17 protein-coding genes are annotated in these 15,399 nt (G+C 70.2%); 10 read left to right on the top strand and 7 right to left on the bottom strand.

The features are described from left to right. Positions 1 to 19 precede the first annotated feature (19 nt). Positions 20 to 1,225, top strand: coding sequence for a DUF7134 domain-containing protein (locus AC1P0E_RS14665; RefSeq protein ID WP_482742603.1), 1,206 nt, complete (start codon positions 20 to 22; stop codon positions 1,223 to 1,225). A 42-nt stretch (positions 1,226 to 1,267) separates the two neighbouring features. After that, positions 1,268 to 1,978 carry a response regulator gene (locus AC1P0E_RS14670; RefSeq protein WP_482742604.1) on the top strand — a complete coding sequence of 237 codons (711 nt, stop codon included), beginning with the start codon at positions 1,268 to 1,270 and terminating at the stop codon, positions 1,976 to 1,978. A 205-nt stretch (positions 1,979 to 2,183) separates the two neighbouring features. On the opposite strand, the gene AC1P0E_RS14675 is transcribed toward AC1P0E_RS14670, so the two are convergent. The 4 genes from AC1P0E_RS14675 to AC1P0E_RS14690 all read right to left on the bottom strand — a co-directional run bounded on the left by AC1P0E_RS14675 (position 2,184) and on the right by AC1P0E_RS14690 (position 5,719). Then, positions 2,184 to 3,155 carry a coiled-coil domain-containing protein gene (locus AC1P0E_RS14675; protein WP_482742605.1) on the bottom strand — a complete coding sequence of 324 codons (972 nt, stop codon included), beginning with the start codon at positions 3,153 to 3,155 and terminating at the stop codon, positions 2,184 to 2,186. An 85-nt stretch (positions 3,156 to 3,240) separates the two neighbouring features. Then, on the bottom strand, positions 3,241 to 4,221 hold the full coding sequence (locus AC1P0E_RS14680) for an ABC transporter substrate-binding protein (protein ID WP_482742606.1): 981 nt from the start codon (positions 4,219 to 4,221) through the stop codon (positions 3,241 to 3,243). 49 nt (positions 4,222 to 4,270) lie between these two features. Further along, positions 4,271 to 4,957 carry an ABC transporter permease gene (locus AC1P0E_RS14685; RefSeq protein WP_482742607.1) on the bottom strand — a complete coding sequence of 229 codons (687 nt, stop codon included), beginning with the start codon at positions 4,955 to 4,957 and terminating at the stop codon, positions 4,271 to 4,273. 3 nt (positions 4,958 to 4,960) lie between these two features. After that, a complete protein-coding gene (locus AC1P0E_RS14690; RefSeq protein WP_482742608.1) occupies positions 4,961 to 5,719 on the bottom strand; it encodes an ABC transporter permease in 759 nt (252 codons plus the stop codon). Positions 5,720 to 5,847: 128 nt separating this feature from the next. On the opposite strand from AC1P0E_RS14690, the gene AC1P0E_RS14695 reads away from it, so the two are divergent. Beyond that, the gene (locus AC1P0E_RS14695) at positions 5,848 to 7,032 is read left to right on the top strand and encodes an ABC transporter ATP-binding protein (RefSeq protein ID WP_482742609.1); all 1,185 of its coding nucleotides are present in this window, start codon (positions 5,848 to 5,850) and stop codon (positions 7,030 to 7,032) included. On the opposite strand, the gene AC1P0E_RS14700 is transcribed toward AC1P0E_RS14695, so the two are convergent. Next, positions 7,019 to 8,131, bottom strand: coding sequence for an alpha/beta hydrolase (locus AC1P0E_RS14700; RefSeq protein WP_482742610.1), 1,113 nt, complete (start codon positions 8,129 to 8,131; stop codon positions 7,019 to 7,021). The genes AC1P0E_RS14695 and AC1P0E_RS14700 overlap by 14 nt on opposite strands. Positions 8,132 to 8,269: 138 nt before the next feature. Between AC1P0E_RS14700 and AC1P0E_RS14705 the strand changes: the two genes are divergently transcribed. Continuing rightward, the gene (locus AC1P0E_RS14705) at positions 8,270 to 10,126 is read left to right on the top strand and encodes a phosphatidylglycerol lysyltransferase domain-containing protein (RefSeq protein WP_482742611.1); all 1,857 of its coding nucleotides are present in this window, start codon (positions 8,270 to 8,272) and stop codon (positions 10,124 to 10,126) included. An 11-nt stretch (positions 10,127 to 10,137) separates the two neighbouring features. On the opposite strand, the gene AC1P0E_RS14710 is transcribed toward AC1P0E_RS14705, so the two are convergent. Then, positions 10,138 to 11,064 (bottom strand): NADP-dependent oxidoreductase, encoded by a 927-nt coding sequence (locus AC1P0E_RS14710; RefSeq protein ID WP_482742612.1) that lies wholly within the window; start codon positions 11,062 to 11,064, stop codon positions 10,138 to 10,140. 121 nt (positions 11,065 to 11,185) lie between these two features. Here AC1P0E_RS14710 and AC1P0E_RS14715 point away from each other — a divergent pair, with 121 nt between their 5' ends. The 6 genes from AC1P0E_RS14715 to AC1P0E_RS14740 all read left to right on the top strand — a co-directional run bounded on the left by AC1P0E_RS14715 (position 11,186) and on the right by AC1P0E_RS14740 (position 14,682). Next, positions 11,186 to 11,638 (top strand): MarR family winged helix-turn-helix transcriptional regulator, encoded by a 453-nt coding sequence (locus AC1P0E_RS14715; protein WP_482742613.1) that lies wholly within the window; start codon positions 11,186 to 11,188, stop codon positions 11,636 to 11,638. A gap of 16 nt (positions 11,639 to 11,654) precedes the next feature. Continuing rightward, positions 11,655 to 12,524, top strand: coding sequence for a dihydropteroate synthase (gene folP, locus AC1P0E_RS14720; RefSeq protein WP_482742614.1), 870 nt, complete (start codon positions 11,655 to 11,657; stop codon positions 12,522 to 12,524). Beyond that, positions 12,521 to 12,973 (top strand): nuclear transport factor 2 family protein, encoded by a 453-nt coding sequence (locus AC1P0E_RS14725; RefSeq protein WP_482742615.1) that lies wholly within the window; start codon positions 12,521 to 12,523, stop codon positions 12,971 to 12,973. Before folP ends, AC1P0E_RS14725 begins: the two co-directional genes overlap by 4 nt. A 190-nt stretch (positions 12,974 to 13,163) precedes the next feature. Continuing rightward, a complete protein-coding gene (gene folB, locus AC1P0E_RS14730) occupies positions 13,164 to 13,523 on the top strand; it encodes a dihydroneopterin aldolase (RefSeq protein ID WP_482742616.1) in 360 nt (119 codons plus the stop codon). After that, complete coding sequence (gene folK / locus AC1P0E_RS14735; protein WP_482742617.1) at positions 13,520 to 14,119, top strand: 2-amino-4-hydroxy-6-hydroxymethyldihydropteridine diphosphokinase; 600 nt, start codon at positions 13,520 to 13,522, stop codon at positions 14,117 to 14,119. Before folB ends, folK begins: the two co-directional genes overlap by 4 nt. A gap of 80 nt (positions 14,120 to 14,199) precedes the next feature. Further along, positions 14,200 to 14,682, top strand: coding sequence for a DUF3180 domain-containing protein (locus AC1P0E_RS14740; protein WP_482742618.1), 483 nt, complete (start codon positions 14,200 to 14,202; stop codon positions 14,680 to 14,682). Between the two features lie 76 nt (positions 14,683 to 14,758). On the opposite strand, the gene folE is transcribed toward AC1P0E_RS14740, so the two are convergent. After that, complete coding sequence (gene folE, locus AC1P0E_RS14745) at positions 14,759 to 15,364, bottom strand: GTP cyclohydrolase I FolE (protein ID WP_482742619.1); 606 nt, start codon at positions 15,362 to 15,364, stop codon at positions 14,759 to 14,761. Between the last annotated feature and the right edge of the window lie 35 nt (positions 15,365 to 15,399).

Raw genomic sequence — 15,399 nt, forward strand, 5'->3', positions numbered from 1 at the left:
TTTCCCTACGCTGGGTTACGTGCAACGCCTCTACGATTTCATCCGCAGGCACCCGACGAGCGTCGACAGCTTCTGGGCTGTGATGCTCTTCGGGTTCTCCCTGCTGTGGGCCGTCCAGGCGTCCATGGACACGAGGCCACGCATCGCGGCCTTCCCGATCATCACGCTGCTCTGCCTCGTGGTGGCCCTGCGCCGCCGCGCGCCGGAGAAGATGCTGCTGCTGGCGATCCTGATGGGCGTCGCCCAGCTCGCGTTCGACGTGGAGGTCAATCCGGCCGACTGGGCCATGCTCGTCGTCATCTACACCGTCGCCGCGAGCGACGGGCACCGCTGGATATCGCGCGTCGCTCTCGTGGGCGGCCTCGCCGCGGCGCCGCTCGCGCAGCTGCGCTGGCCCTCCGAACAGGGCAACAGCACGGTGCTGGCGTCCGTCTTCGTCACCGTCGTCATGGCCCTGCCGTTCGCGCTGGCGTGGGTCCTCGGCGACTCGATGCGGACCCGGCGTGCGTACTTCGCCGAGCTGGAGGAGCGCGCCGCGCGCCTGGAGAAGGAGCGGGAGGCGCAGTCGAAGGTGGCCGTCGCCGCCGAGCGGGCTCGTATCGCCCGGGAACTGCACGACGTCGTGGCGCACAACGTCTCGGTGATGGTGGTCCAGGCGGACGGCGCGGCGTACGTCATGGACGCCTCGCCCGCGCAGGCCAGGCAGGCGCTGGAGACGATCTCGACGACCGGCCGTCAGGCGCTCGCCGAGATGCGACGGCTGCTGGGCGTACTGCGGACCGGTGAGCACCAGGAGAGCGGCGAGTACGTACCGCAGCCCGACGTCGAGCAGATCGAGGATCTGGTCGAGCAGGTGCGCATCGCCGGGCTCACCGTCGATTTCAAGGTCGAGGGAACGCCGCGGCCGCTGCCGAGCGGGGTGGAGCTCACGGCGTACCGCATCGTGCAGGAAGCCCTGACCAACACGCGCAAGCACGGCGGGCCCGACGTGGGTGCGAGCGTCCGGCTCGTGTACTTCGACGACGGGCTCGGTCTGCTCGTCGAGGACGACGGGCGGGGCGCGGCGCACGAGCTGTACGAGGACGGCGGCGCGGACGGTCAGGGCCACGGCCTGATCGGCATGCGCGAGCGCGTCGGTATGGTCGGCGGCACGCTCGACGCGGGGCCGCGGCCGGGCGGCGGCTTCCGGATCAGCGCGCTGCTGCCGCTCAAACCGGCCCACTGAACTCCTCCTCCCCGGTTACGCCGACGAAAGGCACCCCACCCCATGTCCATCCGCGTGATGCTCGTAGACGACCAGATGCTGCTGCGCACCGGCTTCCGGATGGTCCTGGCCGCCCAGCCGGACATGGAGGTCGTCGCGGAGGCCGGCGACGGCGCGGAGGCGATCGAGGTCCTGCGCTCCACGGCGGTGGACGTCGTCCTGATGGATGTACGGATGCCGAAGCTGGACGGGGTCGAGGCGACGCGGCGCATCTGTGCGGAGCCCGACGCGCCGAAGGTGCTCATCCTGACCACCTTCGACCTGGACGAGTACGCCTTCTCCGGGCTGAAGGCGGGGGCCAGCGGCTTCATGCTGAAGGATGTGCCGCCGGGTGAACTGCTGGCCGCCATCCGGTCGGTGCACAGCGGCGACGCGGTGGTCGCGCCGTCCACGACGCGGCGCCTGCTGGACCGTTTCTCGCCGATGCTGCCGAGTACCGGCAAGGAGACGAGGGCCGTCGACACCGCGCTGGCGCGGCTGACCGAGCGCGAGCGCGAGGTGATGCTGCTGGTGGCGCAGGGGCTGTCGAACGGTGAGATCGCGGCGCGGCTGGTGCTGTCGGAGGCCACGGTCAAGACGCACGTGGGCCGCATCCTGACCAAGCTCAACCTGCGCGACCGGGTGCAGGTGGTGGTGCTGGCGTACGAGTCGGGTCTGGTGCGGGCGGGCGGTGGTGGTGGCAGTGCTGGTGGCGGTGGCCTGGCTGCGGGTTAGGCGTGCTGCTGCGCCGGGCCTGTTCGCCGCCGCAGGCGCTGGGTCTGCCCCGCCCAGTGGGGCGCGCGGTCCGGGCGCATGCCCACTCAGCGGCACCATCCAGCCCCTCCGGCGTTTGAGGAGCGGGGTCTGGGGCGGCGCCCCGGTTCGGGAAGGGGCGGGTAGGGGAAAGCCCCGCGCAGCGGCCCGCACCCCAGCCCCCGGGTTACGAGATCGCGCTGCGCAGGACCGCCACGTCCAGCTGTTCCGTTTCGTCGTGGGCCGTCAGGTCGATGACCTGGCCCACCGCCCGGCCACCCGACGCCCTCTGCGCATCGGCGAGAGCCTCCTCGCCGACCACGTCCGCAAGATCCTCGTTCTGGACGGCTTCGATCGCCGCGGCGGCCGACTTCTGGGTGCCGAAGAAGTCGAAGCCGCCCTGGGTGCGCGACGCGCGGCGCCGATGCGCGGCGTACGGCACGACCGCTGAGGCGGCCGCTACAGGGCGCGGGACGACGGCGGACGACGGGCGAGCGTGTTCCGGGGAGGACCCGGCCTCGCTACCGGCGGCCGCCTCGCGCTTCCCCTCCGGCTCCTCCACCTCACGGCCCCGCGCCGCGCGCGACTTCCGTGATTCCTGCTCCGCCGCGTTGCGCGACAGCTTGTCCAGCGCCATGGACGCCCGCAGATACGCCGACGGCGTCGGTGAACTGCCGGCAGTCGGTAGAGCCTTCGTGGGGGCCGCCGCCTCGATCGCCAGCAGGCGCCGGCCTTCGAGCGCGCTGGCCCGCTCGGTTTCCGCCGTCGCGTACCGCCGCAGCAGCGCGGCGTGCTCGCCGCGCAGGGCGGCCAGTTCGACCCGCTTGGAGCGCAGTTTCGCGTCGAGCTTGGCGCGCAGCTCGCGCGACTCCTCGATGTCCGACTCGAGGTCGGCTATTCGCTCCTCGGTCTTCCACTCGTCGCTCGCGCGCGCCCGCGTCAGCTCCGCCACGCGCCGGCCCGCGGCCCGGTCCCAGCCGCGCATGAGCACCGCGCCAGTGACCGCCGCGGCCGCGGCGGCCGCGACCAGTCCGCGCAGCACCACCGGTTCCGCGAACAGCCAGGCACCGGCGGCGCAGAGTATTGACGCGCCGGCGACCGCCGAAGGCGGAAGGATCCTGTGCAGGGGTGGGGAATGGCGGTGGCGTCCACGTGGCATGGCCTGAAATTTACCGTGCGTAGACGGCGGATGGGGACCCGCCCGGCATTCTGTTCCCGGGCGGTTACCCAATTCCTTACTCCGCCTACTTCTTGACCAGACCCTTGGACTCCAGATACTCCTTCGCCGCATCCGCGGGCTTCACCCGGTCGGCGTCGATCTTGCGGTTCAGCTCCACCAGATCATCGGTCGTCAACACCTTGGTGAGCCCGGCCAGCGCGTCCGCTATCTCCGGCGCTCCGGCATCCTTCGCATTGACCACCGGCAGTACGTTGTCGGCGTTCTGGAGCTTCTTGTCGTCCTCCAGGAGTACGAGTCCGAAGCCCTCCAGCGTCGCGTCGGTCGTCGTGGTCAGCACGAGCTGATCGGCCCCGTCCTTGACGGCCTGCTTGGCCTGCGGAGTGCCTACGCCCTTGGGGTCGACGCCGACGACGTCGATGCCGTACTCCTTCTCCAGACCCGGTGCGCAGAAGGGCCGGACCTCGCACTCGTCACCCGCCGCGATCTTCACCTTGAGCTTGGACTTACCAAGATCGGAAAGCGTCTTGAGGTTGTTCTTCTCGGCATATTCCTTGCTCACCGCGAAGGCGTTCTGATCGACGGCCTCACCGGCCGGCAGCGCCTTCAGCCCGCGCGGCTCCGCGAGCTTCTCCAGTGCTTTGAAGGTGGCCGCGACATCGCTGGACGCGACCGGATTCTTCTCCGGAGCCTTGGGGCCGTTGGCCTTCGCGTTGAGGAATTCGGCAAGCGTAGCGGCGTATTCCGGTACGACGTCGATCTCGCCCTTCTCCAGGGCGGGTTCGTACAGTTCGCGGTTCTCCACGGTCTTGATGGAGGTGCCGTACCCGGCCTCGGCGAGGACCTGCGCGTACAGCTCGGCCAGCACCTTGGACTCGGTGAATCCCGCCGAACCGACCACCAGCGACGCCTTCTGCCCGCCTCCACCGGCCTTGGCCGCGTCGCCGTCCTTGCCCTTCTCCAGGCTTTCGCCGCCGCATGCCGCCAGGCCGCCGGCCAGCGCGATCACGGCCACTACCGCACCTGCGGTGCGGGAAGTCCTGCTCATGAGGTTCACCATCCAAAAGGAAGAAAAAGAAGGGAAAGGAGAGACATCGTCAGGCCGTCCGCCGCACCGCGGCGCGCCGCCGCATCGGGTCCAGCAGCCGGTCCGCCGCCACCAGCACGCCCTCCACCAGCAGCGCGAGGACGGCGACCAGCAGCGCGCCGGCCACCACCTGCGGCGTGTTGTACGTGTTGAAACCGGCGGTGATGATCCGGCCGAGGCCGCCCTCGCCCGCCATGGCGGCGAGCGTGGCCGTGGCGACCACTTGGACGGCCGCCGACCTGAGCCCGGTCATGACCAGCGGATACGCGAGGGGCAGCTCGACCCGTACGAACAACTGCCGTCCCGACATGCCCATCCCGCGCGCGGCCTCGACCACCGCCCGGTCCACCTCGCGCATGCCGATGTACGCGTTGGTCAGCAGCGGCGGTACGGCGAACAGCACCAGCGCGATGATCGTCGGCAGGTCGCCCTGCCGGCCCAGGGGTGTGAGCGTCAGCAGAATCAGCACCGCGAGGGTGGGGATCGCCCGCCCCACGTTGGAGACGTTGATGGCGAGCGCGCCGCCCCGGCCCAGGTGCCCGAGCCAGAGCGCCAGGGGCAGGGCGATCAGGCAGGACAGCAGCAGACACACGCCGCTGAAGTACAGATGCTCGGCGAGCCGGTTCCAGACGCCGCTCTCGCCCTGCCAGTTGGCGCCCGTCGCCAGCCACGTGAAGGCGTCCCCGATCGCTCCCATGGATCAGCCGGCCTTCGCGATACGGGACGGGCGGGGGGTACGGACCGACGCCCGGCGGGTCCGTATTCGAGGCGTACGCACCCTCGGCGGCCTCGTCCACGGAGTGAGCGCCCGCTGCAGCCCGAGCAGCAGCAGGTCGGCCACCACCGCCAGCAGTACACAGATCACCGAAGCCGTCAGCACCTGCGCCTTGAAGAGGGAGTCGAGGCCGTCCACGATCAGTGTCCCCAGGCCGCCGTATCCCACGATCGCGCCGACCGTCGTCAGGGCGACCGTCGACACCGTCGCGATCCGCACCCCGGCCAGCAGGGCGGGCAGCGCCAGTGGCAGTTCGACCTCCCACAGCAGCCGTCCGCGTCCGTACCCCATCCCCAGCGCGGCTTCCCGTGCCTCGGCGGGTACCGCTTCCAGTCCGGCCAGGATGTTGCGCACGAGGACGGTCAGCGAATAGAGCACGAGGCCCGTGACGACCACGGCCGCCGAGAGTCCGAACACCGGCAGCAGCAGCGAGAACATCGCCAGGGACGGGACGGTGTAGAGCACGGTCGTGAGGCCGAGGACCGGGCCGGCGAACCTGGACCGGCGTCCGTCACGGCCATGTGCGAGAAGGGCGAGCGGGAAGGCGATCAGCAAGCCGATCACCATCGAAACCAGCGTAATCCACACATGTTGGACAGCCGCGTCGGCCAACTCCTGGCTGCGGGAACGGACATACTCCCCGCAAATCCAGTCGTTCGCCGTCAGACAGCTCCGGCCGCTCATGCCGCCCCACCTCCCCCGAGACCCCGAACTTATGTCTGACGACCATATCCCCGGCCACTGACAATCGCCGGAACCTGCCACATTCCCGCAACATGGCCTTGACACCGGACCGGCCACAATGGGGAATCATGATCCGTTTCGAGCACGTCACCAAGCGGTACGCCGACGGCACCACCGCCGTCGACGACCTCTCCTTCGAAGTCGCCGAGGGCGAACTGGTCACGCTCGTCGGGCCGTCCGGCTGCGGCAAGACCACCACCATGAAGATGGTGAACCGGCTGATCGAGCCGACCGACGGCCGGATATTCCTTGACGGGCACGACATTTCGACCATCGACCCCGTCCAGCTCCGCCGCCGTATCGGCTACGTCATCCAGCAGGTCGGCCTCTTCCCCCACAAGACGGTCCTGGACAACACCGCGACCGTCCCCCACCTCCTCGGAGTCAAACGCGCCAAGGCCCGCGAGCGCGCCGCCGAACTCCTGGACCTGGTGGGCCTCGACCCGTCCGTCCACGGCGACCGCTACCCCGACCAGCTCTCCGGCGGCCAGCGCCAACGCGTCGGCGTGGCCAGAGCCCTGGCGGCCGACCCGCCCGTACTCCTGATGGACGAGCCCTTCGGCGCGGTCGACCCGGTCGTCCGCGAGCACCTCCAGAACGAGTTCCTGCGGCTCCAGTCCCAGGTGCGCAAGACCGTCCTCTTCGTCACCCACGACATCGAGGAGGCCGTCCGCCTCGGTGACCGCATCGCCGTCTACGGGCAGGGCAGGATCGAGCAGTTCGACGCCCCCGCCGCCGTCCTCGGCGCGCCCGCCACCCCGTACGTCGCGGACTTCGTCGGCGCCGACCGCGGCCTCAAGCGCCTTTCCGTCACGCCCATCGAGCCCGGCGACCTGGAGCAGCCGCCCGTCGTCCACCTGGACGACCCGGTCCAGAAGGCGGCCGCCAAGCTGACGGCGGAAGGCGCCCGTTGGGCCGTGGTGCTGGACAGTGCCGACGATCTGCACGGCTGGATATCCGCCGAGCAGGTACGTACGGCCTCCGGGACCGTGACGGCCACCGGGACCGTACGCGAGCACGCGCGCCGCATGGAGGCCTGGCTGCCCGTGGGCGCCTCCCTCAAGCAGGCCTTCTCCACGATGCTCCAGCACGACGCCGGCTGGATCGCGGTCATCGACAAGGAGAGCGCCGGACGCTTCCTCGGTGTGCTCACACCGGCCCGGCTCCACGAGGCGCTGCGCCGTTCCATCGACGCCGACGCGCAGGCCCTTCCCCGTACCGCCGTGGAGGTCGAGTCCGTCAGCTCGCCCTGAGCCTGCCGCTGATCCACTCCATCGCGGCCGGTATCTCGCGCCGCCAGGTGCCGAAGTTGTGGCCGCCGTTGTCCAGGGTGATCGAGGAGACCCGGGCGGGCGGCCGCACCTTCTCGACGAACTTCTGCGTGTCCTTGAGGTTTCCCTCCCCCACCTTGGAACTGGTCACCAGGAACGACGTTTTCGACGGTTTCACGTGATCCAGGCTCCGCAGCAGGTCGGCCCGCCTGCGCTCGCTGTCCTCGCCGTGGAAGAGATCGCCGGTCGTCGGGTCCTCGGCGGCCTTGTAGTACGCGGACAGGCCGGCGCCCGCACCGAATGTCTCCGGGTGGTGGAGGGCGAATTTCAGCGCGCAGTATCCGCCGGTCGAGTTCCCGATGACGCCCCAGTTCCGCGACTTCGTGCCCACCCGGTAGGACTCCGACACCGCCTTGGGAATGTCCTTGGCGAGGAACGTCTCGGTCTGCGGGCCGCCGGGCACGTCCACGCATTCGGTGTCCCGCGGCGGCGCCACGGTCGGCCGCAGCATCACCAGGATCATCGGCTGCATCCTGCCCGTCTGCGCCAGGGTGTGCACGGTTCGCGGGTAACGCAGCCCCTTGAGCAGGTTCTCGGCCGTACCCGGGTATCCCGTGAGCACCAGGGACGCCGGGAAGGTCTTCTCGGCGTACTGCGGCCGGAAGTACTCGGGCGGCAGATAGACATAGGCCTGGCTGGCTATCTTCGAGTTCTCGCCCGCTATGACGACCTTCTGTATCTGGCCTCCCACCGCGGGCTTCGATCCGCCCGGCACGTCCATGCCCTGCGTGTCGACGACCTTGAGGTCCCTCGCGGCGGCCGAGTGGTCGACGACCACACCCAGTTCTGTCTCCTGACCGAAAAGGTCGGTCCAGGAGCCGTAGAAGAGGAAGGACTTGTTGGCGGCCAGCCCCAGCGTGACGAAAAGCATCAGCTGGGTCACGAGAAGCAGACCGACACGCCCCAGTACGGAGCGCCAGTTGCGGCCCGCGAGCCGAGGCCAGAGCAAGACTGTGGCGACGAACAGCACCACTGCCAGAAGGGCGGCAAGCGCCAGAACCTTGTTACTGGTGAGGCCCATGAGAAGAGAGAGCTTTCTGCCTGAGAATTTCCTGAGAGCGAGTGAACCCGCTCCCCGGTTGCGCCGTCCTAGAGGGCGCAAATTGTCCGGCTGCTTCGGCCCAAGGACAGAAATTCTCTCGCGGAGCCACGGGAAGCGATGTCTATCAGGCTAGATGGGGATAAATCACAAGCGGTTCCGGATCGAGTACGGCGGATCCTGCGCGGCCCGAGGCCAGAGCGTGTGCCCTCCCTGGTCGGCACGGCCTGCACGATCGTAGGTCTGCTCGACATCGCCGCCGGTGTCTTCCCGCGCTTCCGGCACAGCCGGATGCACGCGGCGGCCGAGGTGCTCCCCGGGGCGCTCGGCCCGTTCGCGGCCGCTCTCGCGATCAGCGCGGGCGTCCTGCTGCTGCTTCTGGCGCACGGCCTCAAGCGCCACAAGCGCCGCGCCTGGCGGGCCGCCGTGGTCCTGCTGCCCGCCGGAGCGGCGGCGCAGTTCATGTACCGGCACTCGGTCATCGGCGTACTGCTCTCGCTCGCGCTGCTCGCGCTCCTGCTGCGCCACCGGGGCGAGTTCGCGGCCCTGCCCGACCCGCGCAGCCGCTGGAAGGCGCTCGCGAACTTCGTCCTCCTCGGAGCCGGTTCGCTCGGGCTCGGCCTCGTCATCGTCAGCTCGCACCCGGCGAAGGTCGTCGGCAACCCGAGCGTGGCGGAGCGTCTGGAACACGTTCTGTACGGGCTCTTCGGTTTCGAGGGCCCCGTCGACTACGCGGGCCGGGTCTCCTGGACCGTCGGCTACTCGCTCGGCGCCCTCGGCCTGCTCACCGCCGTCACCACCATCTATCTGGCCCTGCGGCCCGAGCACCCGGCGGCCCGTCTCACCGCCGAGGACGAGCAGCGGCTGCGCGACCTGCTGGCCAGGCACGGCGGCCGCGACTCCCTCGGCCACTTCGCGCTGCGCCACGACAAGGCCGTCGTCTTCTCCCCCAGCGGCAAGGCCGCCGTCACCTACCGCGTCGTATCGGGAGTGATGCTCGCCAGCGGCGACCCGATCGGCGACGTGGAGGCCTGGCCGGGCGCCATCGAACGCTTCATGGACGAGGCCAAGGCCCACTCCTGGACCCCCGCCGTGATGGGGTGCAGCGAGACCGGCGGCGAGGTCTGGACCCGCGAGACCGGGCTCGACGCGCTGGAGCTCGGGGACGAAGCGGTGGTGCACGTGCCGGATTTCTCCCTCGCCGGGCGCGCCATGCGCAACGTACGCCAGATGGTCAAACGCATTGAGCGAAACGGCTACCAGACGCGTGTACGCCGCGTCCGCGACCTCGGCGACGCCGAGCTGGAACGCATCCGGCGCGCCGCCGCCGACTGGCGCGGCACCGACACCGAGCGCGGCTTCTCGATGGCGCTCGGCCGCATCGGGGAGCCCGGCGACGGGGACTGCGTGATCGCGACCGCCCACAAGGCGGACCCGGCGGCGGGCTCGCACGGCGCGGATTCGGCGTACGGCGACCTGAAGGCCGTACTCCACTTCGTCCCGTGGGGTACGGACGGCATGTCCCTGGACCTGATGCGCCGCGACCGCTCCGCCGACCCCGGCATGAACGAACTGCTGATCGTCGCCGCGCTGCAGGCCGCCCCCCGGCTGGGCGTCGAGCGCGTCTCGCTCAACTTCGCGATGTTCCGCTCGGCGCTCGCGCGCGGCGAGAAGATCGGGGCGGGGCCGGTGCTGCGCGTGTGGCGCGGCCTGCTGGTCTTTCTCTCCCGCTGGTTCCAGATCGAGTCGCTGTACAAGTTCAACGCCAAGTTCCGGCCACGCTGGGAGCCGCGTTTCGTGGTCTTCCGCACCACCCGCGACCTGCCGCGCATCGGCTTCGCCGCGATGCAGGCGGAAGGTTTCGTCACGCTGACGCTGCCCCGCCTGTTCGCCCGCCGCGCCACGGCCGGCCGGCGGCCGTGCGCGCATGTCGAACGAGTGCGGGTGCGTCGCGAGGCCGAGCAGCCGGCCGCCTGATCCGCGGGCGCTCAGGCGACGCTGACGGCGATCTTGCCGCGCGTGTGGCCCTCCATGCTGAGCCGCTGCGCATCGGCTGCCTTCTCCAGCGGGAAGACGGCGGCCACCTCGACGGTGAGCGCGCCCCGCTCGGCCAGCTCGGTGAGCGCCGTCAGATCGGCGGCGTCGGGGCGTACGAAGACGTACGTTCCGCCGAGGCCCGCGACCGCGCCGTCCGCGACGGAGGCCAGTCGGCCACCAGAGGCAAGCAGCTCGGGGGAGACCTTGAGCGCGTCGCCGCCGACGAGGTCGAGCACCGCGTCGACACCTTGGGGGGCAAGAGCGCGCACGCGGTCGGCCAGCCCGTCGCCGTACATCACCGGGATGGCCCCCAGGGACCGCAGGAAGTCGTGGTTGCGCTCGCTCGCGGTGCCGATGACCCGGACACCGAAGGCGCGCGCGATCTGCACCGCGAGCGCGCCGACGCCGCCCGCCGCCGCGTGCACCAGCACCGTGTCCCCCTCGCCGACATCCAGGTGACGGGTGAGTGCCTGGTACGCGGTGAGACCGGCCAGGGGCAGCCCCGCCGCCGCCTCGAAAGTGAGGTTCGCGGGCTTGCGGGCGAGCGTGCGAACGGGGGCGGCGACGTACTCGGCGAAGGTGCCGCGGGAGACGAAGTCCTCGCGTACGTACCCGATGACCTCGTCGCCCGGCGCGAACTCGGTCACTCCGACTCCCGCCTGCTCGACGACACCGGCGACGTCCCACCCGGGCACGACGGGGAACACGGCGTCGAGCGCGGAGTCGAGGTAGCCGGCCTGGATCTTCCAGTCGACGGGGTTGACCGAAGCGGCTTTGACGCGGATCAGCACGGAGTCCGGGCCGAGCTTGGGCTCCGCGACCTCGGTGTACTCGAGAACGTCCGGGCCGCCGTACGTGCGGTAGATGATCGCCTTCATGGTGGGGCTCCTGTGGTGTGCCGTGATGCCTGCTACGAGATTGCTTGAGCATCTCAAGCAACAAAAAGACCGTAGACCTACATCTTTGAGATAGTCAAGTTTCGCGGGGTATCCTGGTGGCATGCCAGAGACGATTCCCGCGCTTCCCACGAAGGCCCAGCTCATGGAGCGGCTCGCCGAGTCCTTCAGCAGCTACTACGGCGACTTCTCCCTCGCCGCGGCCGACGCGGGCCTCAGCGCCAGCCAGGCCAAGACCCTCGGCGTGCTGCGCACCGCCCCCGCCTCCATGCGCGCCCTCGCCACCACCCTGGCCTGCGACGCCTCCAACATCACCGGGATCGTCGACCGGCTGGAGAAGCGCGATCTCGTGCGCCGGGAGGTCAGCCCCACCGACCGACGCGTGAAGAACGTCGTCCTCACCGCCGCGGGCGAGGAGACCGTCGACGCCATCCGCGTCCGTATGCGCACCACCCATGCCGCCCTCGACGCGCTGGACGACTCCGGCCGCGCCATCCTCTTCGACCTCCTCGGCCGCGTCTTCTGCGGTTCGCGCGGACCGGGCACCACCACCTGACGCCTACGCTGGACGCATGAGTACGTTGCGCACGCGTGGCCGGGTCGAGGGTCTGCCGGAGTGGGACCGCTGTGCGGTGATGGGGGTCGTGAATGTGACACCCGACTCCTTCTCCGACGGCGGACGCTGGTTCGACACGACCGCCGCGGTCAAGCGCGGCCTGGACCTCGTCACCGAGGGCGCCGACCTGATCGACGTCGGCGGCGAGTCGACTCGCCCCGGCGCCTCCCGCGTCGACGCCGACGAAGAGCTGAAGCGCGTGATTCCGGTGGTGCGCGGCCTCGCGTCCGAGGGTGTCACCGTCTCCGTGGACACCATGCGCGCCGCCGTCGCCGAACAGGCGGTCGCGGCGGGCGCCGTCCTGGTCAACGACGTCAGCGGCGGTCTCGCCGATCCCGCCATGATCCCCGCGGTCGCGGCGGCCGGAGCGCCCTTCGTCGTCATGCACTGGCGCGGCTTCAGCGAGCAGATGAACAGCCTCGCGGTGTACGCCGATGTGGTCGGCGAGGTCGTTTCCGAGCTCCACGCGCGCGTGGAGGCCGTCATCGCCGGCGGCATCGCCCCCGAGCGCATCGTCGTGGACCCGGGCCTCGGCTTCGCCAAGCAGGCCGGTCACGACTTGGCCCTGGTCGCCCACCTCGCCGAACTGCGCGCCCTCGGCCACCCCCTCCTGGTCGCCGCCTCCCGCAAGCGGTTCCTCGGCCACGTGCTCGCGGCCGACGCCGGCGAGGGGGCCGGCCCGCCGCCCGCCCGCGAGCGCGACGCCGCCACCGCAGCCGTCTCGGCCATCGCCGCCCACGAGGGCGCCTGGGCGGTCCGCGTCCACGAAGTACGGGCGACCGCCGACGCCGTACGGGTCGCCAGGGCCGTGGAAGGAGCCCTGTGAGCCGCGCGCGCACGGACGCCGAGCAGGTCGAGCTGACCAACACGGCGTTCTACGAGGCCGTGGAGCGCGGCGACTTCGAAGAGCTTTCGGTGCTCTGGCTGGACGACGAGATCTCCTGCGTCCACCCGGGCTGGCCGGTGCTGTCGGGGCGCGGCGAGGTGCTGCGCTCGTACGCCCTGATCATGGCGAACACGGAGTACATCCAGTTCTTCCTCACAGACGTGAAGGTCACGGTCCTGGGCGACACCGCTCTCGTGGTCTGCACCGAGAACACCCTCAGCGGTGGCCCGGCAGAGGAGGCCGGCGAGCTCGGCCCGCTGGTCGGCCAGCTGATCGTGGCCACCAACGTGTTCCGCCGCACAGAGGACGGCTGGAAACTCTGGTCGCACCACGGGTCCCCCGTTCTGACCGAAAACGGCGAAGAAGAGGACGACGAGACACCCGCTTGAGTGGGTAGGGGCCTGTGGAAGGTTGGCGTCCGGAGCCGTTGGGTAGGGGCGGCTACCAGTCGCAAGAGCTTCTGTCCATAGCCCCCGTGGGCGCCCGGTGTCAGTGCTCGCAGGTAGATTCGGGTGAGGGTGACATGCCGACCGCACTCGGCAGCCGCCCTCGTTCTCTACGACAGCAGGAGTGATTCGCGTGGATCGTGTCGCGCTGCGCGGCCTCAAGGCCCGTGGGCACCACGGCGTGTTCCCCCGGGAGCGTGAGGAAGGCCAGACCTTCATCGTGGACCTGGTTCTCGGCCTCGACACCCGCCCCGCGGCGGCCGACGACGACCTGGCGAAGACCGTGCACTACGGCGTCGTGGCGGAGGAAGTCGTGGACGTCGTCCAGGGCGAACCGGTCGACCTGATCGAGACACTCGCCGAGCGGATCGCCGAGCGGTGCCTCAAGCACGACGCGGTGAAGGAGGTCGAGGTCTGCGTCCACAAGCCGGACGCCCCGATCACGGTGCCCTTCGACGACGTGACCATCACCATCACCCGGAGCCGAGTATGAACCGCACACAGAGCGACCCGACCGTGCAGCCGGTGCCCGCCTCCGTGGTGGAACAGGTGGACGCGGCGGACATCACGCTGTCCAACCCCAAATGGGCCGTGATCTCCCTCGGCTCCAATCTGGGCAACCGCCTGGAGACCATCCAGGGCGCCATCGACGCCCTGGAGGACACTCCCGGCCTGCGGGTCAAGGCCGTCTCCCCGGTGTACGAAACGGAGCCGTGGGGCGTCGACCCCGGCTCCCAGCCGTCGTACTTCAACGCGGTCGTCGTCATCAAGACCACCCTGCCGCCGGCCTCCCTGCTGGAGCGCGGCCAGGCCATCGAGGAAGCCTTCGACCGGGTCCGGCAAGAGCGCTGGGGCCCGCGCACGATCGACGTGGACATCGTGGCGTACGCCGATGTGGTGTCCGAGGACCCGCTCCTCACCCTCCCGCACCCCCGCGCCCACGAGCGCGCCTTCGTGCTCGCCCCGTGGCACGACGTGGACCCCGAGGCGCAGTTGCCGGGCCGCGGCCCGGTCGCGGACCTGCTGGACGGCGTCGGCGCCACGGGCGTACTCCCCCGCCCCGACCTGGAACTCCGACTGCCCGAGTAGTCGTTAGGCTGACGGACGGCAACGACCGGACGAATGATCGTGACCGGCTGTGACATGAACCGATGTGAGGGGCACTCTCGGTGAAGCAACTTCGGCTCGGGGTACTGGCCGGCCTCTTCGCCGTGGCAGGCGTGCTCTCCTGGGGCGGCGCCCGGCTCTGGGACACGGTCGGCACGCTGCCGAGCGTGCCGCTGGCGGCGCCCGTCGTACTGGCCGTGATCGCCGTCGTACTCCTGGCGACCGCGCTCTCGATCCGCTCCCGGCTGCGCGCCCAGCGCGAGCGCCGGCCGGGCGCGAAGGGCGTGGAACCGCTGATGGCGGCCCGCGCGGTGGTATTCGGCCAGGCGAGTGCGCTCGTCGCGTCGCTGGTCTGCGGAATGTACGGCGGCGTGGGCGTCCATCTGCTGATGAACAGCCTCGACGTCCCGGCCCGCCGGGACCAGGCCATCTACGCGGGCCTGGCCGTCCTGGCGGGCGCGGGCGTCGTCGCGGCGGCGTTCTTCCTGGAGCGGGTCTGCAAGCTCCCGGACGACGAGGAAACCGGCACGGCCCCCGCCGCCTGACCTATAGCAGCGTGGCGCCCTCGACGCGGGCCTGCGCGAGGATCGCGTCCAGCCGCTCCCGTACGTAACGGGAAGATCAGCGAGCCATGATCAGGCTCATCGCCTCGTTGCGCGTCGCCGGGTCCCTCAGCTGCCCGCGGACCGCGGAGGTGATGGTCTTCGCGCCGGGCTTGCGGATGCCGCGCATCGACATGCACATGTGCTCGCACTCGATGACCACGATCACACCGCGCGGTTCCAGGATCTCCATCAGCGAGTCGGCGACCTGCGTGGTGAGCCGCTCCTGGACCTGCGGGCGACGCGCGAAGACGTCGACCAGCCGGGCCAGCTTGGACAGACCGGTGATCTTGCCGCTGGTCGCAGGGATGTACCCGACGTGGGCGACCCCGCGGAAGGGGACAAGATGATGTTCACATGTACTGAAGACTTCGATGTCCTTGACCAGGATCATCTCGTCGTGGCCCAGGTCGAACGTCGTGGTCAGCACATCCTCGGGCTGCTGCCACAGGCCCGCGAATATCTCCTTGTACGCCCGCGCGACCCGCCCCGGCGTTGCCCGCAGCCCCTCGCGGTCCGGGTCCTCGCCGATCGAGATGAGGAGCTCGCGTACAGCGTTCTCGGCCCGCTTCTCGTCGAACTCGCCGATGGAGCCCTCGCCGTCCAACGTCACCGGGTCGGTCATCTGTGCCTCGTTCCTGTGCTTTCACATGCCGCAAA

The sequence above is a fragment of the Streptomyces sp. TRD_SC_5 genome (genome assembly GCF_056836825.1).